Source organism: Vibrio sp. JPW-9-11-11, assembly GCF_013369335.1.
Lineage (GTDB): Bacteria > Pseudomonadota > Gammaproteobacteria > Enterobacterales > Vibrionaceae > Vibrio.
In genome coordinates this window covers 370,380-395,812 of sequence record NZ_SZQJ01000005.1, presented here as the reverse complement: position 1 = coordinate 395,812, position 25,433 = coordinate 370,380, and the positions used below count along the sequence as shown (strand labels likewise).

Genomic DNA, 25,433 nt, shown 5'->3' with positions numbered 1-25,433 from the left:
AATGGTTCGATTGATATCAGCTTTGTTACTTATTATGTCTACCGCTTCTTGCGCATTTGTTAAAACGCCGAGTGTCCCTGATGATATACCTCAATGGCGAATTGGGTATGCTATGTCACATCTCTACCCTGCGAAGATAACCAAAGCCTATGGTGTTAATGAAGAGCAAGGTTGGACTTCATTTGTGCATAATGATATGCATTTTATGACAAGAACTAAGTTAAAGAGTATTAGATATTATTACCCCGACTATGATGGTTTTGGCTTAGCCCTCGGGCCACCAGTAACGGAAAAGAGACAAGTAGCAGGCACTCAGTCTTTGCCCGATACCATCTATATCTACTGGGCTTCAATCACAAATCAACGCTTTTTCACCACTAAGTGGAAGCTTACCCCAGAATTAAAAGAAATGATGAGAACTAAAGAGCAATATACTACCTGGGAAGGTGTGGTAAGTGATTGTTATCGTACTGACATGATTTTTGGCTTTTTACCTAATGGAAACACAAAAATATGGCTAGATGGTTGTGGTGAATACAAATACATCACTGAAATAGCGGCAGATGCAGAGCTAGAGGCTGATACCTTTGGCAATAATGCTGAAATCTACAGAGCGAACTACAGTGCTAGAATGGCCGAAAGAGCCAAACAGGCCGGTGTGTCTATAGACCCAGTTCCATGGGATAGGGTTAACAAGGTCTATTCAGATATCGATTAGAGCAATGATTTAGAGCCCTGCATATAGCAGGGCTCAGTTTTTTCTGCTGGCAGCCTTGAAAATGCTACGTGATCTCTAGAAAGAGAGCTTCAAAGTCAAAATAGCGTTTAAGCCGCCTAGTGAACTGACTTCCAGATCCAGTTTTCCGCGATAACTGTGCGCCATTTCACTGACGATATTCAGTCCTAATCCTGAACCTGGCGTGGTTTCATCGAGCCTAACACCACGCTCAACTGCGCGAGGTACGCTTTCTTTTGGTATGCCGGGGCCATCATCTTCGATCATTATCTTGATGCTGCCGTCATCGCTAGGGAGTGAATGTACCCGGATGATCGTGGATGACCATTTATAGGCATTTTCCAGTAAGTTACCAACCATTTCGTCTAAGTCAGTTTGGTCTACCGCTACCTCGATTTCGGAATCGAGTTCATTAACCAGTGTAATTTGACGTGACGCATATACTTTGTCGAATGCCATAGAAATTGCGTCAATGCGCTGTGCTACATTGCATCGGACAGAGAGAATATGCTCCGAACCCGCCATACGGGCTCTTCCTAAATGGTAGTCAATCTGAGTTTGAATTTGTTCGACAGATGGCAACAGTTGCTGTTGGGTTTGTTTATCTAACGTATTGATTTCATTATTTAGTACCGACAGAGGGGTTTTTAGCGCGTGTGACATATTCCCCGCGTGGTGGCGGGCTCGCTGAAGCAACTCCTGGTAGTGGAATATCAACGCATTGAGGTCTGACACTACTGGCGCGACTTCTTTAGGGTACTCTTGATCAAGGCGTGTTTTTTCTCCGGCACGCAGTTGAGATAGTTCTTTATGCATTTTACTCAATGGAATTAACGACCACTGCACTTGCAGTATGATGACCGCTAATATCCCGAAGTAGAGCAGGGCAAGTATGACCCACAACTGGCTCATGATACTGCCAACCGTTTCCCTAATGGGTTGCTCATCGATGCCGATTGTTACCTCGATTGGTCCGTTGTAATCAGGGTAGTAGAGGTTGGTTTGAACATAGATAAGCGTCTCGTCCCTGGCACCGAATAAGCGCTTGCCATCTCGCTCAAAGGTCATGTTTTTATCCCACAATGAGCGTGAACGTAGTCGATCTGATTCGGTTTGCGCAGACCAATATAGCCCACTATATGGGCGACTGAATCTAGGGTCGGAGAGGTTGCTAGAAAGTGTGATATTGCCTGTTTCGTCGGCTTCAATCGATGCGGAAACTTCGTCAATAAACAAGTTAAGCTGGTCTTTGGTATCATCGACCATATAGTGATGCAGTTGGCTTGGCACGCTCACACCGACGGCAAACACCATGGCAGTGAGCCATACGATGGCAGCAAGTACTAAGCGACTTTTAAGGCTTAAGCGCTTAAGTCTTGGGCGTTGCTTACTCGGCATTCAATTGATACCCCAAACCGCGTACGGTTTTGATTACTTTTGGCGCAATTTTTTTACGGATACGACCAATAAATACTTCGATGGTATTGGAGTCACGGTCAAAATCTTGTTTATAAATATGTTCGACCAGTTCAGTGCGAGAGATAACTTTTTCGGGATTGTGCATAAAGTAGGCGACGACTTTGTATTCTAAAGCGGTCAGGCTTACCGCTTGGCCTTGCCACATGACTTTCGAAGTGCGTGTGTCTAGGCTTAAATTGCCGACTTGCAATACTGGAGACGCATTACCTGAAGCGCGACGAAGCTGCGCTCGAATACGTGCGGTCAGTTCAACCATTTCGAAAGGCTTGGTTAAATAGTCATCCGCGCCAGCGTTGAGCCCTTCGACTCTTTGAGTAAGAGTGTCACGCGCGCTGAGAATAATCACCGGTGTATTGATATTTTCGTCTCGGATGCCTTTAAGTACCGTCAAGCCATCTAATTTCGGCAGGCCTAAATCGAGTACAATTGCATCCCATTGTTCAGACGTGGCACGATATAACGCATCGATACCGTCTTGGGACAGTTCTGGGACCCAACCAGTCTGTTCGAGGGACTCTACGATTTGGTCACCTAAACGGGGTTCATCTTCAACAACGAGAATTTTCATAAGCCTTAATCTTCTGTGTTTTTTAGCGCTTGTCTGATGTTTCTGCCTTTGAGCTGCAGCATTTCGAGGGTTTGAGCATTGTACTCAACTTTGATGATATTATTGTCGTAGTTGAGTTTGAGCTCGTATACCCACATATCATCGTCTTTTTCGAGTTCCACTTGGATGATGCGACCGTGAAGGTCGCGCTCGACAACGGCATACATTTCAGAGAAAGGCCTGATTTCCCCTTTTTTTACCGCTTCATAGACTTCGTTCTGGTCTTCATCAAACTCAACCCGTGCGCCGGGTTTGTGGACATCTTGAACTAAAGCGTGGCCATCATACTCATTATGTTTTTTGGCGAGTGTAGGCCAAGCTGCGAGAGTGCATATTATTAACACAGTGCTATGAATAACAAAACGCATAGACATAATACTACCTTATTGCCATACCTTTATACGGAGTATATGGATTCAAACATGAACACTAAGTGAATTGGTGTCAGTTAGCCAGTGAGTTCGTCAGCAAAGATCTTATCGCGCATTTTCCAAAATCGACCAGACTTCCTTGCGATAACAAACTGAGGAGGGCGAAATCGATGCTGATTATTGACTACCTTGGCCGGTGAAGCATCATCGAACGGCCTATGCTTATCGGCTAAGTGAGGGCGAACAAACTGGTCTTTAAAGCGTTGCTTCTGATTTTTTGTTGTTAGAGACCAAAACTCGCTCACTTGAGCTTGGTTTTCACCGATATAAGAAACTTTTAGGCTGCTTTTACCTTTTTCGTCTTTATAGACTGAAAGATCCATTTCAATACACTCGAAAACTAAAGCATCTTTTAAATTTAACGCTTCCTTAAGCTTTTTATCAGGGTCGACGAGTGTCGCATCACATTCATGGCATATGCGAGCGGCTATGTCATTGTCTGCGCCACATTCAGCGCAATATTTTGCGCGAAAACGGTAGTCGCAATGTTCGCGTTCACCGGTGTCTTGGTCTTCAAAAAAGCCCTGACATTTGCGCCCGTAATGTTCAATTAGAAAGCCATTGTTATCTAGTTTCCCCCAAAAGTTGTTATTGAAGCCGCACGCTGGACAAGGGATGGTGATGATTTCACTGTCTGAGTCTGGTTTGGGATCGCCAACCTCGGGTTGATACAAATCGTAACTGTTACCTGCATAATCAAGTACTAAGCACTCTTGTTTGCCGGGAGACAAGCGTAGACCTCGGCCAACAATCTGTTGGTAGAGGCTAATCGATTCTGTTGGGCGTAAGATGGCGATTAAGTCGACATGTGGAGCGTCAAACCCTGTTGTCAGTACGGAGACATTAACCAAATACTTTACTTGTTGCTGCTTAAAGCGATTGATGATGATGTCCCGCTCTGGTGTTGGTGTATCACCAATCACTATTTCTGATTGATCGGCTGGTAACAATCCGAGTATTTCTTGAGCGTGTCTGACTGTCGCGGCGAACACCATAATGCCCTTTCTATCTTTGGCCAACTCCATGATCTGTTCGACAATCTGAGGTGTTGCTCGCTTGGCTTTATCAATCACCATGTCTAGCTCTGCTTCTTTATACCGACCAGTACTGGCGGGCTTTAGCTGTGAGAAGTCGTAGCTGAGCACAGGGGCGTCCATCATTCTGGCCGGTGTGAGAAACTGCTCATCGAGTAGATATCGAATCGGCAACTCAAAAATACAGTCGCGGAAAAAACGTGGCTCTTCACTGCGAACCAATCCACGCGTGTGGTATTGGTATATCCAACCCATCCCCAGTCGATAAGGGGTGGCTGTTAATCCGAGGACCTTGATGCCTGGATTTTGCTCAGTGAGGTGTTGAATGACCTTCTGATAACTCGTATTTTTATTGTCAGGGACACGATGACACTCATCAATAACCAACAAAGAGAATTGGTTCTTGAATTGGTCGAGATTGCGCACGACAGATTGTACCGAAGCAAATATCACTTGCTGGTCGGTCTCTTTCCTGCCTAAACCCGCAGAGAAAATTGCGCCTTGTAAGCCATAGCCTTCGTATTTCGCATGGTTTTGTTCAACCAGTTCTTTAACGTGTGCCAATACCAACACGCGACCTTTAGCCAGCCGTGCGAGCTCGGCAATCACCAAACTTTTTCCGGCTCCAGTAGGAAGCACCAACACTGCTGGCGTAGAGTGTTTACGAAAGTAATGGATAACGGCTTTGACCGAATCAGCTTGATAGGGGCGAAGTGTATACATAAATTGTGTGAAATAGCTCAACTATTTGGGTCAGTCACACTATAATACCTCAGCAAAGAAAGATGAGGTATTCATGCGTTTAGATAAATATCTGTGTGACGCACTCGGTGCGACGCGTAAAGAAGCAACAAAGATTATAAAAAGCGGCGATGTAACGGTTGACGATGTGGTGCAAAAGAGTGGCGCGTTTAAAGTCACGGATGACAGCCAGGTTGAGTGGCAAGGTCGAGAAATCGTTAAACCGGGTCCTCGCTATATCATGTTGTTCAAGCCCGATGGTTTTGTTTGCTCGCATGAAGATGGTTTCAATCAAACCGCGTTTATGTTGCTTGATGAAGTCAAAATGGAAGACCTCCATTTCGCAGGCCGATTAGATGTGGATACGACGGGGCTTGTTCTGATTACTGATGACGGTAAATGGTCACATCGAATCACATCGCCAAAGCATAAGTGTGAGAAGACTTACCGAGTATGGCTGGCTGATCCGATCAAGGATGAGTACATCGAGCTGTTTGAGCAAGGTATTCAACTGCGCAACGAAAAAGATCTGACGTTGCCTGCCAAGTTGGAGATTATCGACCGAGATGAAAACCAAGTATTGCTGACGATCACTGAGGGTAAATATCATCAGGTTAAACGTATGTTTGCCGCGCTTGGGAATAAAGTCGAGCATCTACATCGCGAACGTATTGGTGCCATTGAACTGTGTGATTCCTTGGAGCCTGGTGAGTATCGTTACCTAACGGAACAAGAAATTGAATCTGTTTGGAAATAATGAACTGAATAGGAAATGGTTTATTTCCAAATGGGAACTAGTCTTTTACTCATAAATGCCTGAGGATAGATCGGTTAACACATACACCTCAGTGCCCATTGTTCTCTTCATGAAGAAGGGAGCTAGGTACTCAGATTATTCTGTTTGGTTGCAGCATGGACGCTGCATCTGATCCGCAACCGAGTAGGAGTTTTATGTCCGAGACAACGCAAGCGCAACCCAACCCACCGCAAATCAGTTTATTACTCTTCATCGTCTTAGGTGCTATTGGTGCCCTGACACCGCTAGCGATTGATATGTATTTGCCAGCGATGCCAACCATTGCACGCGACTTAGGCGTCACACAAGGGGCGGTGCAAATCACTCTTACCGCCTATACGGCTGGTTTCGCAATTGGACAGCTCATTCATGGTCCGTTGGCGGACAGCTACGGGCGGCGTCCGGTATTGATACTGGGTATATTGGCTTTTGCACTTGCCTCAGTCGTCAGCGCAACGACGCACGGAATTGAGGCACTGACTTGGGTGCGTACTGCACAAGGTTTTGCGGGCGCAGCGGCAGCGGTGGTGATTCAAGCCGTTGTGCGCGATATGTTTGATCGCGAAGATTTTGCGCGAGCGATGTCATTTGTCACCTTAGTGATAACCATAGCGCCTTTGGTCGCACCAATGATTGGTGGTTACGTGGCCGTGTGGTTTGGTTGGCGCGCGATCTTCTGGATTCTAGCGGGTTTTTCTTTGGTGGTGATCGCGCTGGTACTGTGGAAAATCCCAGAGACATTGAGTGCAGAGAACAAGCAACCACTACGGCTTAGAAGTGCGTTAAGAAACTATCTTCGTTTGTTTAGTAACCCGCAAGCTCTTGGTTTGATCTTCTCTGGCGCATTTTCTTTTGCAGGTATGTTTGCTTTTTTAACCGCTGGTTCGTTTGTTTACATTGATATCTATGGTGTTCGACCCGATCAGTTTGGCTACTTGTTTGGAATGAATATTGTGGCGATGATCATCATGACTAGCGTCAATGGGCGCTTGGTGAAAAAGGTCGGCTCTCACGCTATGTTGCGTTTTGGTTTGTCTGTACAACTGTTTGCGGGGCTTGGGTTATTTGCCACTTGGTTGTGGGATCTTGGCTTGTGGAGCACCGTGGTGTTTGTCGTGATGTTTATTGGGACGCTTTCCACCATAGGGAGCAACTCAATGGGGCTGTTGTTGAGCGGCTACCCTACGATGGCTGGTACAGCTTCATCGCTTGCAGGTACGTTAAGATTTGGCACAGGATCCATCATTGGTGCGGTCGTGGCTTGGTTGCCAGGTGGAGTCACTTGGCCGATGATATTAGTTATGAGCGCGTGTTCGGTGATTTCGGCCGCGTGTTATTGGATGTTTGGAAGAAAGGCGTGATGTCGCAATATTCAGTAGAAATACAAAAAGTGGTGAACCAAGCTCTGGCGGATATCGCTAAAGAGCATGAATCGGGTCGACTCAGTAATGGCTCAGTGGCCAATAACCTCTATTTAGTTCGGTGGGTGACGAAAGCAATCAAATCGCAGCAGTTTTCGCGTCTTGTCGCCAACGACCTTATTCGTTGGCAAAAAATGGGCCGCTCAAAAGGCAACAACGCCGAGCTCATGCCGACGTTTGAGCGTATTTCGAACTACTATCAGCAGTGCTTGCCGCAAGATAAACCGGAGCGCGTGATCAGAGATAAAGAGATCGACGCTTTTCTCGATATGATGGAGCAAAATGGTTGGGAAGTGTCGACTTCAGAGCCACTAGTGGGGTGTGGTAAAGTCCAGATTTTTACCGAAGGGCCAAACTCACTCGCATTGTGCTCTGAGCAATGTGATAGCTGTTTTGAAGGCGAGGAACTGGTTAAACCGATGAGCTGGTTTGTCCGTGGACACCATGCGGACTTTGTCGAGAAAGCCTCCGCTGCAGGATTTATGGTGCATAAAGTCACCGACTACAAGTCCAACGTTAAGTATCATGGCGAGTACCTCATCTTTCCCGCTAACCGTGGAAATCAGCTGGCGGAGATCCCACTTAGCTTCAATGCCTAACCCGCATGGCTGAAATGATAAAGAGCTTCAATTATTGGAGCTCTTTTGCTTTGCGCACTATCGCTTTGACCATACCTTTAAATATGAACAGGTGGGCAGGCATCATCGCAAACCAATACAGTAGACCTGTGAACCCTTTGGGGTGCCACCAGGCCGTGACATTGAGTTTGCGCTTTTCTCCCAAATCGTCAATCGTAAACTCAAGCCGACCCAAGCCTGGCCCTTTCATACCGAAAAGCAGTGAAATAAAGGCATTCTTCTCGCAGCGGATCACTTTCCAAGAATCGATAAAGTCACCAACTTGTAACTCTGGGCCGGGTGGTGAGCGTCTGATAGGTCTTCCGCCTCCAACAAAGAAATCAAGCCATTCGCGTATTCGCCACAGAATATTTGCGAAGAAATAGCCGTCTTCTCGGCTGCCAATTTTGCTTACCACTCGCCAAAGCTGATCTGCGCTCAAATGTGTCGTTATTTCTGCGCCTGTTTGTTTCGGATAGTAGCCAAAACCTGGTTGCCAGCGCGAAAAAGCAGTGGGATCAAAGCCCCATACATTACTGCGTACAAACTTACCTTCGTGCTTGATGCTGTTTTGCACCATCTGTTCGAAGCGTATCAAGGGCTGTGGGTATTTGTGATGAATTTGATGGCAGTCGGCGATGAAGTCGTGTTCAAGTCCTGATAATAACGCAGAGCCAATACTTGAAGGGACAGAGGTAACCACGCCAAGCCAGCGTGATGCCATTTTTGGTGTGAGTAGCGCCGTTGAGACAATGTTAATAGGTTTATTGATCGCCTGTGCAATCACACGAAACTGTTGGCGATAGCTCAAGGTATCTGGTCCTCCAACCTCATACAACTGGTGCTCAGTGGGGCACTCTTTTGCTAACTTCAGCAGGTAGTGGTTGAGGTTCTCGAGCGCGATTGGGTTGGCTTTTGAATCGACCCATTTTGGTGTAATGAGTAGAGGCATGTTATAGACAAAGTCACGCATAATCTCAAATGCAGCTGAGCCCGGGCCGATAATGACTCCAGCTCTTAGCTCAGTGATCGGCACGCCTGCTTGACGAATAATATCTCCGGTCATTCTTCTCGCTTTTAAATGGCTGGAGTCACCAGTTTGCGGTTGAATGGCGCTTAGATAAATTACGTGTTTAACCGAGCTTTGTTGCAACGCTTGTTTAAAGTTCTCGGCTAAAGAAATCTCGTAATCGACAAAGTCGTGACCATGAGCCATTCCATGCACGAGAAAGTAGACTAAGTCATAGTGAGTAATAAGTGCCAAAGTTGCCTTGAGATCGGCAAGATCAAGATAGCGGATAGTAAGATTCGAGTGTGGTGTGACACGAGCTTGTAGGTAGTCAATCTGCCGTGCGGCAGCAGTGACGCTGTAACCTTGCTCACAAAGCTGAGTGAGAAGCTGCGAGCCAACATAGCCAGAAGCGCCCAATACCAGCACTTTCTTCATTGAGGAACCCTGTTATTTTATTGGTTTCATATTAGGAGTGATCATATAATAGGCAGCTATTTTTTTCTCGTTTTTCATGCTGTTGCATTCTAAGGTTCGGGTTTCACCATGCTGTCATTAGTTCTCCACCATACACGCGGCGACTTTATTCGGCGTTTATTGGCTATCGCAATGCCAATTACATTACAAAGCATTATGTTTTCAAGTCGCAGTTTGGTCGACGTACTCATGTTGGGGCAACTGGGAGAAGCCGAAATTGCGGCCGTGGGTGTCGCGGCTCGAGCGACATTTGTCACAACGATTATGCTCGTGGGTGTCACGACGGGTGGCGCCATGCTCACTGCTCAGTATTGGGGAGCAGGAGATAGGCAAGGTGTACGTCAGAGTACAGCGCTGACTTGGCTTGTGTGCACGGTCTTTGCGGCATTGACTGCGATTTTGTTTATTCTCTTCCCGAGTCAGATCATGGGGCTCGCCACCAATGCTCCTGAAGTAAACCGTCTCGGTAGCGAGTACTTGGTCATAACCTCAGTGACTATGTTTGCTGTGGCCTGTGTGGCGAGTATGTCGGTTGGCCTCAGAGCAATACACCGTCCTGGGATCAGTACTTTTTTTAGCGGGATCGGTATTGGTTCAAACATCTTACTCAACTGGATACTGATTTTTGGTAAATTTGGCTTACCTGCTATGGGTATCAAAGGCGCGGCCATTGCTACTGTGATGAGTGGAGCGATTGAAGTCACTACGCTGTTTGGTTATCTGTATGCGAAAAAACATTTGTTGGCGTTTGGTGTTACCGATATACGTCAAGTCTTAGAGATTCAACGTGTGGTGAAATTTCTTAGGCTCTCGTTGCCCACAACGTTTAATTTTCTTGCTTGGGCAGGCGGGCTTTTTGCCTATCACGCCATAATGGGTCAATCAGGCGTACAGGGGCTTGCCGCCTTGTCGGTGATGACTCCAGTCGAGTCCATCTCTCTTGCTCTTTTGATTGGTATGTCTAACGCCGCTGCGGTATTAATCGGAAATCAGATCGGCGCGAAGAATTACCAAGCGGTGTACTATCAAGCGGTGGGAGTCACTTTGCTCAGCTTGTCAGTCGGAATCGTGGTGGCGGGCGTGCTGTACTTTGTCCAAGGTCATGTTTTAGACGCATTTAGCGCGTTAACCATAGAAACCCGCCAGTTAGCCGAAAAATTTATGTTGGTGCTCAGTTTGAGCATTGTTTTGCGTTCTGTTCCTATGATGACGATTGTTGGTGTGTTGCGAGCGGGAGGCGATGTTAAATTCTGCTTATATCAAGATATTGTTGCTCAATGGCTGATTGGTATTCCTCTCGCAGCTTTTGCGGCGATTGGGTTGGGGTGGCCACCTGAATGGATATATTTACTGTTTTTGACCGAAGAACTGATTAAGTGGTTTGGTTCACTGCACCGAACCCATTCGAAAAAATGGATTCGAAATTTGATTGAAAATTAGACTTTGAACGTCATTTTATAGTGCTTTAGTGCATATGTTGTGATCCAGTATCCAAAATACTTTCTTGAGCGTGAGATTTAGTGTAGATTCACACACCTAAATTTACATTATCGAGAGTTTCAATGTTACAGCTGACAGACCTATGTAAAGGCTATCTGGATGGGGGAGAATTTCACCCAGTTTTACAAGGTGCTGAGTTGTCTTTGAAGCAAGGTGAGCAAATTGCCTTGATGGGTGAGAGTGGTTCTGGAAAAAGTACCTTACTCAATCTGATCGCTGGACTTGATACCGTAGATTCCGGGCAAGTTCTGTTTCCTAACTTCTCGATGCATGAAGTGGCAGAAACGAAGCGCACCGCTTATCGCCGAAATAACATTGGCCTTATTTTTCAGCAGTTTAACTTGCTCCCAACCCTTAACGTCGCCGACAATATTCGTTTTTGTCGGCAGTTAAAAGGTTTACCTGAAGATACGGGTTTGTGGCGGCAGATACTCTCTTCACTCGATCTCATGCCTCTACTAGGGCGTTACCCAGAAGAAGTGTCGGGGGGCCAACAGCAGCGAGCTGCGATTGCACGAGCCTTGTATATGGAGCCGAAGTTGTTGTTGGCGGATGAACCGACTGGTAGCTTAGACGAGCGCAATGCTGAGGCTGTTATGCGCTTGCTAACAACCTTGACTAAGCAATTGGACTGCACTCTGCTATTGGTTACGCACAGTGAGCGCGTTGCCGAACATATGCAAGGTCGAGTGAGGCTACAAGGAGGGCAATTGCATGTTATGGCCCGTAATTAAGGCATTACTGGGTCACTATCGGCGTTATCCGTTCCAAATACTTCTCGTCTGGCTCGGTTTAACACTAGGCGGCTCACTGTTAGTGGGAGTCACGCTGATCAACGATCATGCTCGCTTAAGTTACGCGCATGGTGAAAAACTCTTTGACAACCCCTTACCTTATCGCATTCGTTCAAAGCATGCGCCAAACAAGATTCCCCAAGGCTTTTATATCCAGTTACGTCGTGATGGTTTTCATCAGTGCGTACCGTTTGAAAGCATTCGCCTCAACACCCTTGATGGTACCGACATCACTCTAATGGGCATTGACCCTGCAGCCATGATTCGGTTTAAGCAAGGTGCCAAGCTCAATCAGTTTTCTTCACTTGCATTGATGCGTCCGCCTTATCCAGTGATGGTCAGTGGTGAGCTTGCTGCCCACATGCGTTGGAAAGAAAACGATACCATTCAACTGCAAGATGGACGGACCTTGGGGCCGATATTAATCGACAACGATGGTGTGGTGACAGGCACGCGGATCGTCGCCGATATCGCGTTGCTGCGCATGATGGAGCGTAGTGCAGGTATTTCTGTCGTCGCATGTAGCGAAATGGACTCCAGTAAACTCGAGAAGCTTAGAGCCAAACTTCCTAACGGGATGGAGCTAACCCAAAGCTCGAGAATTGAGTTGGAGTCATTGACACAAGCATTCCATATAAACTTGAGTGCAATGGGAATGCTGGCGTTTCTGGTCGGCCTTTTTATCTTCTATCAAGCGATGTCGCTCTCTTTAACGCAGCGTCAGCGTTTAGTTGGATTGTTGCGTCAAACAGGTGTCTCTGGATGGCAATTGACCCAAGCCTTGTTGCTTGAGTTGCTAGTTTTGGTGGCCATAAGTTGGTTGTGTAGCAATTTGCTCGGCATGTTACTGGCGAAGCAACTCATCCCGTCTGTTTCTGCAAGCCTATCCGATTTGTATGATGCGAATGTGGGGTTATCGGTTAACTGGAGCTGGCATGCGAGCTTCTATAGCCTTGCCATGTCAATTATTGGGGCTATGACAGCCTGTGCCTGGCCCTTAGTTCGCCTGCTGCGTTCTCAGCCAACGCGTTTGACCACGCGGTTATCATTGACACGATTTGCTGGAAAAGAGTTTACTTTTCAGGCACTAATGGGTTGTGCGTTTTGCGTTGCGGCTGTTGCGATATATCAAGCGCCGAAAAGCCAAGAGTCTGGATTTGCTATCATCGCTTTGATGATGCTGAGTGTCGCGCTGTTCACCCCGTACATTGTTTGGCGTGTATTTGAAGGTCTGTCCTATTCGTTGCGTTGGGTTAAGGCGCGCTGGTTCTTTGCGGATGCTGCTGCAAGTATGAGTTATCGTGGTGTGGCGACGATGGCGCTTATGCTGGCAATGGCGGCAAATATCGGGATTGAGACCATGGTGGGGAGCTTTCGCGATACCACCGACAAATGGCTTAATCAACGACTCGCGGCGGACATGTATGTCTATCCAAATAGCAGTTCTGCTGCCCGAATCAGTTCTTGGCTGAGTCAGCAACCTGGGGTGAATGCCATTTGGTGGCGCTGGGAAAAAGAGATACAAACCGACAAAGGTTTACTCCAAGTTGCGAGTACTGGTCCATCAGAAGGCGAGTTGGAGTCGCTGACGGTCAAGCTAGGTATTCCGAACTATTGGTATTACTTGCATCAAGCTAAGGCAGTTATGGTCAGTGAGTCTATGGCGCTGAAGCTCGATATTCGTCCGGGTGATGTCATAGACTTGGAGGGAGAGCTGGGTGATGGCTGGTTAGTCAGTGGTGTGTATTATGACTATGGTAACCGCTACAACCAAGTTCTTCTCTCTCACCGAAATTGGCTCTATGCCTTTGCTGGGAGTGGTAGCGTTGCTCTTGGAGTGGTGTTAGACCCTCAAGCAAAAACCGAGGTGCTCCAGCGGCGATTGGAAAACATGTTCCGTATTGATTCTCAGCGTATTTTTGATACGAGCTTCTTACACGAGCAAGCGATGCGTGTGTTTGATCGCACGTTTTCGATTGCTGACTCACTGGGTAATATTACTTTAGTCATCGCGGTGTTTGGGATTTTCTTTTCCACCGTCGCGGGCGAGGTGTCTCGCCAGCGGCACATCTCGTTACTGCGCTGTTTAGGGATGTCAGGACGAGAATTGATCGTTATGGGTGGCCTACAGCTGTTTGTCTTTGGTGCTATTTCGATTTTGATCGCCATGCCGCTAGGGGTCGCACTGGCAAGCTTAGTCGTCGACATTATCATCAGGCATTCATTTGGCTGGACCATTGAACTGCAGTTTATTCCTTATGAATATCTCTACACCGTTGCCTTAGCCATGTGTTCTTTGATGCTCGCGGGCGCTCTACCGGTGTTGCGTATGGTAAGAAACACGCCAATGAAATCGCTACGTGATTCGCTATAACCGGAGGCTAAAGTGACAAAACGAACGATCGCGCTCGCCATACTGCTATCTGTGGTTTTCACCACTGCAATTATCTATTGCTGGGCTATGTTGAACCACACTGATCGCGATGCAAACCCCGATGGTCTTGGTGAGGTGATGCGTACGAACACTCACCAGGTTTTCGAACCTGTTTTGCCCGACAATCCGGTCGTCGTGCCGCGTGATTTTTCATTTCAATACGAATTTCAACACGGTTGGTGGCACTTTTTCGCCAATGTAGTTGACCAAAAGGGCGAGCGCTACGCCATCCAGTGGAGCTATTTTCGAATCGCTAATCACGACACAAATCTTAAGGGGTGGTTGAACCCACAGTTATACATAGCCAATGTGGTGATATCAAATCAAGACAAGGTTTGGCGAGATCAACGAGTCGCTCGTGGTGGGATAGGCCAAGCGGGTATGACTCAAAAACCTTTCAAACTTTGGATAGACAATTGGTACTGGCGCTCGCTCGGAACGACGCCGTTTCCTGGCGCACTGAACGTAGAGACGGAGCAGTTACGACTGGATTTACAGTCGACCACTCGTGGACCTTTAGTCGTTCCAGGGGAGCGTGGCTACGTTAAAAAGCACAACTTACTACCCGTGGCTTCTCATTCCATAACTGCGCCTTTCTTATCAGTACGAGGTGAGATTCAGCTTGGTCAGGGCAACGCAATTCAAGTGCAAGGTCAAGCTTGGATGAGTAAAGAGTGGGGCAGCGGTTTGTTGGCTGAAGGTCAGCAAGGTTGGGACTGGTTGGTGTTGAACTTAGATAATGAAACCACGTTGTCGGTGAATCGCTACCGTCATGATATGCAGATGCCTTACCTTTTTGGCACCTTGGCCACCAGCAATGGAAAGACCGTGTCGTTAGACAACGACCAACTGACGATGCAGCCGATATCGACCCAAGTACTAAAGAATGGCAAAGAGGTTCCGGTAGAATGGCAGGTTCTGGTGCCGGATCAGGATATTAACGTCACCGTACGTGCCGTCAATCATGATCTTTGGCTACCTTTTGTGATTCCGTACTGGGAAGGGCCGGTCACAGCGTTTGGAAGTCATCAAGCCCAGGGTTTTATGCAGATGACGGGTTATTAATCCGACGGCAGTGCAGGGCCACTTCTCGAAACATGAGAAGTGGCCTTTTTATTTGTCTATTGCAAATGGTCATCATTGCCTATAATTAGTGAAAGAAAATAAGTGGTTTAAAGTTATTTGTATCGGGATTTCCGAAATGAAAACTCTAAACAAGCGATTATTCTTGAGTTACCTTACTCTATACACTCAAGACTATTCTTTGCTACTCGCTTATTTACATAATAAATATAAGGGCAATATCATGACTGACGCTATTCGCGATTTTTTCAAAATGGAGTCTGCCGGCGGCATTCTTCTGGTAATAGCCGCGGCTATTGCAATGACGATCGCAAATACGGATCTCAACGCTGCATACCAAGGCTTTTTACACACCTATGTGTTAGGTATGTCAGTATCCCATTGGATTAATGACGGCCTAATGGCGGTTTTCTTTTTACTCATTGGTTTAGAAGTAAAACGTGAACTTTTGGAAGGCGCACTGAAATCAAAAGAAACGGCGATATTTCCTGCGATTGCAGCCGTAGGTGGTATGTTGGCACCCGCATTGGTTTATGTGCTATTCAACTACAATGACCCAGAGGCAATACAAGGCTGGGCGATTCCTGCAGCAACTGATATCGCATTTGCCTTGGGTATCATGGCGTTATTGGGTAATCGTGTTCCTGTTAGCCTAAAAGTGTTTTTGCTTGCGCTAGCGATCATTGATGACTTAGGTGTCGTGGTCATTATCGCTCTGTTCTACACTGGTGATTTATCTACACTCGCTTTAGCCGTCGGCTTTGCTATGACCGCAGCGTTATTTGTGTTGAACGCTAAAAAGGTAACCAAATTGACCCCATATATGATCGTGGGCGCGATCTTGTGGTTTGCAGTATTAAAATCTGGCGTTCACGCTACCTTGGCTGGTGTTGTTATTGGTTTCGCCATTCCGCTCCAAGGCAAAAAAGGTGAGCATTCACCGCTCAAACATATGGAGCATGCACTGCATCCGTATGTCGCATTCGGAATTTTACCCTTGTTTGCATTTGCTAACGCAGGTATTTCGTTAGAAGGCGTCTCAATGAGTGGTTTAACTTCAATGTTACCTTTGGGTATTGCACTTGGTTTGCTTATTGGTAAGCCGTTAGGCATATTCTCATTTAGCTGGCTCGCTGTGAAAGCGGGTGTGGCTAAGCTACCAGAAGGGATCAGCTTTAGGCACATCTTTGCAGTCTCTGTGCTATGTGGTATTGGTTTTACGATGTCGATATTTATCTCTTCACTCGCATTTGGCTCGGTCGCTGCAGAGTTCGACACTTATGCTAGGTTAGGTATTTTGATGGGTTCAACCACAGCAGCGATACTGGGGTACGGCTTACTAAGAATCTCGCTACCCAAAAAAGCGGTGAATGCTGACACTAGCGAGCAGCAAGTGAAATCTCACCATTAATGGTGATCTGCTAGAAAATCAAAAGCGCTCCACTAGTAGGAGCGCTTTTTACATGACAAAAGCTATTTTTCAATGATGGTAAAGATAGTCCACTCTTCAATAACGTCTTCTTTCAATCCAACGACTTTTGCCGTCACACGTCGGTTAAGTGCGTGCGATGTCTCGTCATCACCTTGTGCTTCAAGCCTGTCTTCGCCATAACCCACAATCGCAACGCGCTTAGGATCGATATCGTAAGAGAGTAGTCGGTCTTCAACTGCATGAGCCCGTTTCTTCGACAGCTCTAGATTGTAATCAGGGTTTCCTACTTTACTCGCATAACCTTGGATTTGAATCGAGGCCGATTGATACTGCTTAAGGAAATCTGCCATGGTTTGGATTTGGCTGGCGAAAATTGGGTTGATTTCATAGGAGTCATTGGCAAAGAGGATGCGCAGTTCGCGCTCTTCTTGCTCAGTAATGGCAACCCCACAACCATCGTTGTCAACCTTAGCGGCCAACGGAGTGCCTGGACAAAGGTCTCGTGCATTCACGACACCATCTCTGTCATCATCTGTCAGATCCGAGATCTGGTCAGCCATAGGTGTATCTATATAGTTGTACTCATCTTCGGCGTATGCCGCAGCGCATGCTATGGCAGCGACCAGCGCGTAGGGAATCAGTTGTTTCATCTTCATATCAATACTCCACTGGCTCTGCCCACTCTTTTGGCGTGTCGACTAACAATGCATCAAGTAAATTGCCTATCGCATTCATTACCCGATATTTGGCGTACTGCTCTGCGTAATGCGCGTCGAGATAATCTTTACGCGCTTCAAACAGTTCGTTTTCGGTATTGAGTAGGTCCAGTAAGGTGCGTTGACCAATGCGATATTGCTTTTGGTACGCAATAACGGTTTCTGATGCGGAATCAACGTGGTCAGCAAGAAAGTTTTTCTGTTGTAAGGTGAGGTCTAAAGCACTCCAAGACAAGCGTAAGCTCTCTTCGACTTGTCGATACGCATTGTCCCTGAGGTCTTTAGCCTGATTGAGTTGATAGGCCGCACGTTCAGAAAGGTCACTGTCTGAGCCGCCGTTATACAAGTTGTAACGCATACGCAGCATAGCGAGTGTCTCTTCACTTTGACCACGGTCACCACCCGCATCGTCACGCCAGGTTTGACTGGCTTCAATTGAGAAAGTGGGGAAATAGTTCCCTTTAGACTGCTTGTATTGATAGCGCGCTGAGTCAACATCGACCATCGATATGTGGATGACCGGATGCTGGTCAAACGCCTCAACTAAAGCATCTGAGAGCGACAGTGGCAGTTTTGATTCATCGGCTCTCGGATAAATCAGTCCGAGCGGTGCTTGTCCGACTAAACGGGTAAACTGGGTATGGGTATCTATTAGGTTGTTTTGCGCGGCGAGCAAGTTGCCATGCGCTTTAGCGATACGTGCCTCAACTTGAGTCACATCGGCGGTTGAGCCGATACCTGAGTTGGCCCGTCTTGTGATGTCACGATATATTTCTTTATGAACAGCGAGATTGCTTTCAGAAAGTGCAAGAACCTCGGTTGCTTTAACTGCGTCTAGATACACTTCAGTGATCTTGAGTGCCAAATCAGAGGCATCGGCAAGAAGTTGATAACGGACTGACTCAGCTTCTGCGGCGGTGCGATCCATATCATTTAAAGTGGCGTTTCCGTCCCACAATAGTTGAGTCAGGCTTATTGTGGCTTCTTTTCGAGTTAAGTCAGTGTCGTTACGGCCCGTCGAGCTAGCAGGTTCGATCCCTTCATAACCGATGCCCGCATCCAAATCTAAACTCGGCAGATAGGCACCGCTTGAGGCATCGGCCTCCTTGACCGCGCTTTTAAATTGGTTGTAAGCGCTCTTTATGTCCGGATTTGTTGCTAGGGCAATAGCGACGGCCTGTTCGAGAGTCTGTGCATAGGATGGCGTCTGTGTCGCCATGACAATGCAGCTTGCTATGAGTGGCTTTTTCCAGTTCAAGGTGGCCTCCTTATGATGTGCCATGGCGTAGTCAGCTTAAACATGAGGCAGCAAGCTGCCCCAAGCTAGGTATCAAAAGCTTAGTCGACATAGGAGGCTTTTGTGAGTTTATCGTCAATAAAATCACTGAAAAGTTTTAGTCAGCTTGCATATTTCGTTAGGACTTTTTTGCTATTTACTAGATTGTCATTAGTGATGGGTCTAGTTTTTAGGTTGTAGGGGTATGCGAATTTTATATTCTCGGCTGGGTGGGCGGAGTTATTCGCATAAACGCAGCAGGGGAACTGGGTTATGAATGCGAACAATCTAGCGACATTGATGCTCGCTAACACAAGCGTAGTGATCGATGTAAATGGTGAGATCCGTGCTTTGCTTCCTGGAGAGGTACCGGCGCCAGGGGAAGTGGTTGTTACTGTAGGGCAAGATACAACGGCAGAAGCAGGGGTTGGCGTTGAAGCACAATTATTCGGCGAAGAGAGTCAGGGGATAGGGCTCGATCTCGACAATGAAATAGCCGCAATATTTGAGCAAATTGAGCAAGGGGCCGACCCGACTCAGAATGAAGACTTTGCCACTGCGGCGGGTGGACAAGGCGGCTCTAGCCTCACTGCGACGGGGGCGATTGAGCGTACGGGCGCCGAAACGCTCGCAGGGACTCAGTTTGAAACCTCTGGATTAGAGTCTCAAGGTTTGTCTGAAACACAAAGTTTGGCGTTACTTGATTTGGTTGCACAGGCGGTCTTTGTTGGGCAAGACTCTGTCTCCGTTTTTGAAACCGATGAGCCTTGGGTTCTCAATGGCTCGATTGAAGCGACGGATACCGACCTACCTACGTTCGTTGTGCAAGAAAATGTTGTCGGTGAAAACGGTGTTTTCTCGATAGATGCAGATGGTAATTGGACTTATGTTGCCAACAGTGCGTTCGATGAACTCAATGTGGGTGACTCGGTTTCTGATGTTTTCTCTATCCAGTCGGCCGATGGCACCGTGGGTAGCGTAACAGTCACCATCAATGGTACCAATGATTTACCGCAGTTTGTCGCAGCGGATAGTTTTGGCAGTGAAAACCCTGACGTTGTTGTACCCTCGTACTTTGAAAATGGTGCGTACACCTTTGATTTACCAGAAAATACACAAGCTGGTACACCCATAGGCCAAGTGGCTGCAGTCGATCCAGATAATCAGGTCCTCATTTTTAGCATTTCCAATAATATCCAAAATGAGCAAGGTGATGACCTATTTCAAATCGACCCAGACACGGGTGAGATTAGTCTTACCGAAGCCGGCGCGGCTTCGTATGTCAACGACTTCGAACTGCTGTCGAATGCTCATCAATTGGTAGTCACCGTAACCGAAGGCGATGGTATTGGAGAGCCACAATCTGTTGATGTCGATGTGTTCTTTAACGAAGTAAATCTCGATGATAATGCGCCGATCTTCACAGGCACAGGTGACAATGGTGAGTACAGTTTCACTTACAACGAGAACTCGGCTGAGTCCTATGTGATAGGTACGGTTTCGGCGGCCGACGCCGATGGTGAAGCGGTAACCTACAGTATCAAAACCAATGTGTTGAATGAGGCCAATGAGCCACTGTTTGAGATTGACGCACAAAGCGGTGAGATAAGCTTAACCGCAGCAGGATATGAAGCCTTTACCAATGACTATGAAGCGCTGGGCAATATGCACGACATCGTCGTGACTGCGACCGAAGTCGATGGCTTGGGTGAGGTAAAAACCACCGATGTAAACGTCAATCTGGATGAGGTGAACCTCGATGATAACGCGCCAGAGTTTAACCCAAATGATGGCGAGCAGTACGCATTCTCATACTTTGAAAACAACAATGTAGAGCATGTTATCGGCACGGTATCAGCGGTTGACTCGGATGGTGAGGATGTCACGTATAGCATTAAAACCAATGTCTTTTACAACAACGAGCCTCTGTTTGCTATTGACTCTACCAGCGGCAATATAAGTTTGACCGCTGCGGGTGTATTGGCGTTCACCAACAATTTTGAGGCTTTGGCGAATACCCATATGCTGGTTGTTACCGCGACCGAAGTGGATGGATTTGGAGAACAGAAGTCTACAGATATCAGTGTTGAACTGTCAGAGCTCAATGTTAACGAATTACCAGTCACAGAAGACTTTGACGTAGACGCAGGCAACGCAATATACGTCCCATTAGTGTTTGACTCAAGCGAGCCAGCACTGGATCACATTTCTGACGAAGACGATGATTTCAACAATGTCGATTTGAACATCATGCTAACGTCATTGCCGCAATACGGCACTTTGCTCTATACCGATGACTTCGGCGACACGCGCGTTATCACTCAAGCAGACCTTCATACTCTTGGGGACGCCATTGACCCAGCGAAGCTCTTCAACCCAAATAACTTTAGTTATGTACCAGGTCAAGGTGACCCATTTGAAATGGGCTTTAGCGGCGATCCGAGTGAGATGGTACCGGGCAGTGATGGATTCTACAATTGGGGTGTTGCCTTGAGTGATACTGAGCGTTTAATCACACTCGAAAACGGTAACACCATCACCATTTCGCTCGATGATAATAACGACAAGCCGTTCCATCAATACACAGGTAAACAGCCTCATGTGGGGTGGGGGATCGGTGATAGTGACGGTAATGGTCTTAATAAACAAGAAACATTAATTGTCGACTTGAGCGATAATCCTTTAGATGTGGTCTCGTTTGGTCTCGATGGTATGGGAGCGTCATTCAATACCAACAGTAATGTTTATGTCGAGGTAACTTACACCTTGGCTGACGGCACACAACACGTTGAGCAGTACCAAAAAGATCAAGGTGATGTCGGTAATGATCAGATCTTGTATGAGTTTAGCTATTCATCACCAGACAACCCCATCGTTAATATGGAAATGTCTTCGACAGGAGGAAACTGGGAGCTACGTTATTTGTCAGGAACTCAAGATATAACCGAAGATGTGACGTTTGATTACGTGGCGGTCGATTCCGATCTCGCCGTGAGTAATGAATCGACAGTGACCATCGATGTGTCGGAATCTCCCGAGTACCAAGTTCTGTCAGCCGATCAAGGAGATAACCTCGATGCCGACTTGGGAAATCAGGTGATGCTGGGTGATGAAAATGCCAATGTCTTTACTTGGTTAGATAGCACGTTAGATAACGGCACTGATGTTGTCGACAACTTTACGCTGGGGAGTGATTTTATCGATTTAACCGGTATCTTAGAGCAGGACGACAATGTGGTACTCGGTGATTTGATGGATTCCATTTCAACGCAAGTGTCTGGTGACGATGTCATCATGAACGTTTCGGATGAAGGAAGAACGCAAACCATCATTCTGGAAGGCGTGACTAGCGCTTTTGAAGATGCGGGGCTGATCGATAATAGCAACATTACTAACGAGTTGGAGATGCTCACGCAAATTCTCAAAACCGATACGGTTTAACCCTGATACAACTAGCGAAAAAAGCTGACCTCAAATGGTCAGCTTTTTGTTTTTATAAAGAGAAAAATATTTTTTGCGTCACCACAAATTATTATTGCCACTACGTCGTATTTTATGATAATTTTCGCCGCAATCTCGGAGACAAGTTATAAGACATTCTGGGGGATACGCGTGATGACATTCGGGCTGAGTGAGCATCACGTAGGGTAGGTATCGACAAGTCCTTTTGTCGATAGACGGGATACTGTTGTCGCCATGCGGCATAAGAATGGGAAACCCAACATTGAACTCACATTACAAACAACCATTAATCAGCTTAGTTCTTCCTCAATGCCCTGTTTTACAAGACAGTTGCATTACTGAACCTTGATCTAATTGCTCGTAATAGAGTCCATCTTCTTTTGATAGATGGAGCGATTTGTCGTACACGCAGGTTTTGTTCTTAGCGTGACTTTTTGCTTTGCCCTGATTCCGGACTTGGTTTCTGAACAGGGGATTTATTTATATTTCAAGGGATAACACATGAGCACAGCCTTTGAAGTCGATAACGCTGTTATCGCAACCCCTTTTTCTACTCAGGTTCCGGTTCTGGAAGGCACTTACGATCTGACGCCTGACCAAATCCTTATTGACCAAGAGCAACACGAATCTGCGGTTCGTTCATACCCTCGTCGCTTACCGATCGCAATTAAGCAAGCTTATGGTGCGTTAGTTGAAGATACGCGTGGCCAACTTTTTCTCGACTGCCTAGCGGGAGCGGGGACATTGGCACTGGGTTACAACCATCCTGAGATCAATCAGGCGCTGAAAGACCAATTAGACAGTGGATTGCCTTACCAAACATTAGATATCGCAACCGAAGCGAAAACCGACTTTATCAAAGCGGTTAAAGCATTTTTGCCAAACCAACTGGGCGATAACTGTGTTATTCAGTTCTGTGGTCCTTCTGGTGCCGATGCGGTAGAAGCGGCCATCAAACTGGCTAAACAGACGACAGGTCGTAACACCATGTTTGCTTTTCGTGGTGCGTATCATGGCATGACCAATGGCACTATGGGCATGATGGGCAACTTAGGGACTAAAGCGCGTCGAACTGGCTTGATGTCTGATGTGCACTTTATGCCTTTCCCATACAATTTACGCTGCCCGTTTGGTTTAGGTGGAGATGAAGGCGCGAAAGCCAGCATCCGTTACATCGAACGCTTACTCAACGATGATGAAGCCGGCATTATGAAGCCTGCGGCAATCGTTGTAGAGCCAGTGCAAGGAGAAGGTGGCGTCATACCCGCTCCTGCATTTTGGCTGCGTGAGTTGCGCCGAATCTGTGATGAACATGGCATTCTGCTTATCTTTGATGAGATCCAATGTGGTGTGGGTAAAACCGGTTACAATTTTGCGTTTGAAGAAGCCGAAATTGTGCCAGACATCCTTTGTTTATCCAAAGCAATCGGTGGTGGTATGCCAATGTCGCTTTTGGTGATCAATAAGCAGCATGATACTTGGAACCCAGGCGAGCATACTGGCACGTTCCGTGGTAACCAACTTGCTATGGTCTCGGGGGCGAAAGCACTAGAAATTATCCAACGCGATAACTTAGTTGAGCACGCAAACATTGCGGGTCAATATTTGCGCCATGGGCTAGAGGCAATGCAGCAGCGCCTCGACTGTATTGCTGAGGTTCGCGGCAAAGGCTTAATGCTCGGCGTTGAAATTCGTAAACCCGGCAGTGAACTGAACAAGTTTGGTGAACCCGTTTCTGATGGTGAGTTGACGTTGAAAATTCAGCGTGCTGCGCTTGAGCGTGGGTTGATGGTTGAAAAGGGCGGACGTGATGGCTCTGTGATTCGTTTCTTACCCCCACTTATCATCTCATTCGAACAAATCGACTTTGCACTGCGTGTTCTCGAAGAGGCGATGCTGGTGGCTGGGGCGAACAAAGTTGACTGCAAGCAAGCGAATCAAAACTGGAAGCAACATTTTATTCATACCGGCGAGATGGGCAGTGACCAATTTGCCAAGGTCATGAACCATACCACTGCGACGATGAAATCGGTATTTGAGCAGGTAGATGCGCCATACTCAGGCTTAGCCCCTAAGCTATTAGAGCAGGCGATCAATGCGATTGACCTAGATGGTCATAGTGCGTCACTGATTGATGTGATTGGTGATACCGCCGAACTGGTGGCTAAAAATGCGATTTTTACTCAGCATCCAGACTGTATTGCTCACTTGCATACGCCGCCACTCATGTCTGCCGTTGCGGCAGAAGCGATGATTGCGGCACTTAATCAATCGATGGACTCATGGGATCAAGCGTCTTCTGCCACCTACGTTGAGCAGAAAGTGATTGATTGGTTGTGTGATAAGTACGACCTCGGTGAGCAGTCAGACGGTATTTTCACCAGTGGTGGCACTCAAAGTAACCAAATGGGCTTAATGTTGGCTCGTGATTGGATTGCAGAAACCTTATCAGGTCACTCAGTGCAAAAAATGGGCTTACCTGATTATGCTGAGAAGTTGCGTATTGTTTGCTCTACTAAGTCGCACTTCACGGTACAAAAATCGGCCTCTTGGATGGGGCTAGGTGAGAAAGCCATTTTGGCCGTTGAGGCCAATGCTGACGGGACGATGGATGTCAGCAAACTCGACGCTGCAATCGAGCAGGCGAAAGCTGATGGCTTGATTCCGTTTGCCATTGTCGGTACTGCCGGTACAACTGATCACGGCGCGATAGATGATCTTGACTTTATTGCGGATATGGCTGACAAGCACCAGATGTGGATGCATGTTGATGGTGCGTATGGCGGGGCTTTGATTTTAAGCAGTCATAAACATCGCCTCAAAGGTATTGAGCGAGCGAAATCGGTTAGTGTCGATTTCCATAAGTTGTTCTATCAAACGATTAGCTGTGGCGCGCTACTGGTCAACAATAAGGCCAATTTCAAGTTCTTGCTTCACCATGCAGACTACTTGAACCGCGAACACGATGAACTACCAAACTTAGTCGATAAATCTATTGCAACGACAAAACGTTTTGATGCATTGAAAGTCTTTATGACGATGCAAAACCTAGGTCCTGCAACTTTGGGTGAGATGTACGATCACCTCTTGGCGCAGACTCAGCAAGTCGCGAACTTGATTCGCAATAACGATAGTTTTGAGTTGTTGGCTGAACCTGCGCTTTCGACGGTATTGTTCCGTGCGGTACAAGGTCAAACAGACCTTGATGAGCTGAACAAAAATCTAAGACTTGAAGCGCTTACTCGTGGTATCGCAGTACTTGGAGAAACAGTTGTAGATGGTCAGTCTGCCCTGAAGTTCACCATCTTAAACCCTTGCTTGAAGATTTCGGACTTCGAATCTTTGCTAAACAAAATTAATGCTCTAGCGCTTGAGCTAGCGAAATAAA

At 46.9% G+C, this 25,433-nt stretch carries 18 protein-coding genes; 11 read left to right on the top strand and 7 right to left on the bottom strand.

Going from position 1 to position 25,433, the window contains the following annotated elements:
- Position 1: 1 nt before the first annotated feature.
- Complete coding sequence (locus FCU94_RS07620) at positions 2-718, top strand: DUF2931 family protein (protein ID WP_176287938.1); 717 nt, start codon at positions 2-4, stop codon at positions 716-718.
- 75 nt (positions 719-793) lie between these two features.
- Here FCU94_RS07620 and FCU94_RS07615 read toward each other — a convergent pair whose 3' ends face one another.
- The 4 genes from FCU94_RS07615 to FCU94_RS07600 form a co-directional block, all read right to left on the bottom strand.
- On the bottom strand, positions 794-2,134 hold the full coding sequence (locus tag FCU94_RS07615) for an ATP-binding protein (RefSeq protein ID WP_176287937.1): 1,341 nt from the start codon (positions 2,132-2,134) through the stop codon (positions 794-796).
- Positions 2,124-2,783, bottom strand: coding sequence for a response regulator transcription factor (locus FCU94_RS07610; protein WP_176287936.1), 660 nt, complete (start codon positions 2,781-2,783; stop codon positions 2,124-2,126). Before FCU94_RS07610 ends, FCU94_RS07615 begins: the two co-directional genes overlap by 11 nt.
- 5 nt (positions 2,784-2,788) lie before the next feature.
- The gene (locus tag FCU94_RS07605; RefSeq protein ID WP_176287935.1) at positions 2,789-3,196 is read right to left on the bottom strand and encodes a PepSY domain-containing protein; all 408 of its coding nucleotides are present in this window, start codon (positions 3,194-3,196) and stop codon (positions 2,789-2,791) included.
- A gap of 74 nt (positions 3,197-3,270) precedes the next feature.
- The gene (locus FCU94_RS07600; RefSeq protein ID WP_176287934.1) at positions 3,271-5,010 is read right to left on the bottom strand and encodes a DEAD/DEAH box helicase; all 1,740 of its coding nucleotides are present in this window, start codon (positions 5,008-5,010) and stop codon (positions 3,271-3,273) included.
- 73 nt (positions 5,011-5,083) lie between these two features.
- On the opposite strand from FCU94_RS07600, the gene rsuA reads away from it, so the two are divergent.
- From rsuA to FCU94_RS07585, 3 genes are all read left to right on the top strand, one after another.
- Positions 5,084-5,785 carry a 16S rRNA pseudouridine(516) synthase RsuA gene (rsuA, locus tag FCU94_RS07595; protein ID WP_176287933.1) on the top strand — a complete coding sequence of 234 codons (702 nt, stop codon included), beginning with the start codon at positions 5,084-5,086 and terminating at the stop codon, positions 5,783-5,785.
- Between the two features lie 194 nt (positions 5,786-5,979).
- Entirely contained in the window at positions 5,980-7,185 is a 1,206-nt protein-coding gene (locus FCU94_RS07590; protein ID WP_176287932.1) for a Bcr/CflA family multidrug efflux MFS transporter, read from the top strand.
- Entirely contained in the window at positions 7,185-7,844 is a 660-nt protein-coding gene (locus tag FCU94_RS07585) for a DUF2913 family protein (RefSeq protein WP_176287931.1), read from the top strand. The genes FCU94_RS07590 and FCU94_RS07585 overlap by 1 nt, the downstream gene beginning before the upstream one ends.
- Positions 7,845-7,875: 31 nt before the next feature.
- On the opposite strand, the gene FCU94_RS07580 is transcribed toward FCU94_RS07585, so the two are convergent.
- The gene (locus FCU94_RS07580) at positions 7,876-9,309 is read right to left on the bottom strand and encodes a DUF2867 domain-containing protein (protein ID WP_176287930.1); all 1,434 of its coding nucleotides are present in this window, start codon (positions 9,307-9,309) and stop codon (positions 7,876-7,878) included.
- Between the two features lie 108 nt (positions 9,310-9,417).
- Here FCU94_RS07580 and FCU94_RS07575 point away from each other — a divergent pair, with 108 nt between their 5' ends.
- The 5 genes from FCU94_RS07575 to nhaA all read left to right on the top strand — a co-directional run bounded on the left by FCU94_RS07575 (position 9,418) and on the right by nhaA (position 16,570).
- Positions 9,418-10,788, top strand: a complete 1,371-nt coding sequence (locus FCU94_RS07575) for an MATE family efflux transporter (RefSeq protein WP_176287929.1) — start codon at positions 9,418-9,420, stop codon at positions 10,786-10,788.
- Between the two features lie 122 nt (positions 10,789-10,910).
- Positions 10,911-11,582 (top strand): ABC transporter ATP-binding protein, encoded by a 672-nt coding sequence (locus FCU94_RS07570; RefSeq protein ID WP_176287928.1) that lies wholly within the window; start codon positions 10,911-10,913, stop codon positions 11,580-11,582.
- Positions 11,563-14,016, top strand: coding sequence for an ABC transporter permease (locus tag FCU94_RS07565; RefSeq protein WP_176287927.1), 2,454 nt, complete (start codon positions 11,563-11,565; stop codon positions 14,014-14,016). The genes FCU94_RS07570 and FCU94_RS07565 overlap by 20 nt, the downstream gene beginning before the upstream one ends.
- A 12-nt stretch (positions 14,017-14,028) precedes the next feature.
- A complete protein-coding gene (locus FCU94_RS07560) occupies positions 14,029-15,141 on the top strand; it encodes a lipocalin-like domain-containing protein (protein WP_369597236.1) in 1,113 nt (370 codons plus the stop codon).
- A gap of 241 nt (positions 15,142-15,382) precedes the next feature.
- The gene (gene nhaA / locus FCU94_RS07555) at positions 15,383-16,570 is read left to right on the top strand and encodes a Na+/H+ antiporter NhaA (RefSeq protein WP_176287926.1); all 1,188 of its coding nucleotides are present in this window, start codon (positions 15,383-15,385) and stop codon (positions 16,568-16,570) included.
- A gap of 62 nt (positions 16,571-16,632) precedes the next feature.
- Here nhaA and FCU94_RS07550 read toward each other — a convergent pair whose 3' ends face one another.
- Together FCU94_RS07550 and FCU94_RS07545 are read right to left on the bottom strand one after the other, a co-directional pair.
- Entirely contained in the window at positions 16,633-17,247 is a 615-nt protein-coding gene (locus FCU94_RS07550) for an OmpA family protein (RefSeq protein ID WP_176287925.1), read from the bottom strand.
- Position 17,248: 1 nt separating this feature from the next.
- Complete coding sequence (locus FCU94_RS07545) at positions 17,249-18,526, bottom strand: TolC family outer membrane protein (protein ID WP_255199248.1); 1,278 nt, start codon at positions 18,524-18,526, stop codon at positions 17,249-17,251.
- A gap of 330 nt (positions 18,527-18,856) precedes the next feature.
- On the opposite strand from FCU94_RS07545, the gene FCU94_RS07540 reads away from it, so the two are divergent.
- Positions 18,857-22,024, top strand: a complete 3,168-nt coding sequence (locus tag FCU94_RS07540; RefSeq protein ID WP_176287923.1) for a cadherin domain-containing protein — start codon at positions 18,857-18,859, stop codon at positions 22,022-22,024.
- A 522-nt stretch (positions 22,025-22,546) separates the two neighbouring features.
- Positions 22,547-25,432, top strand: coding sequence for a pyridoxal phosphate-dependent class III aminotransferase (locus tag FCU94_RS07535; RefSeq protein ID WP_176287922.1), 2,886 nt, complete (start codon positions 22,547-22,549; stop codon positions 25,430-25,432).
- Position 25,433: the final 1 nt, after the last annotated feature.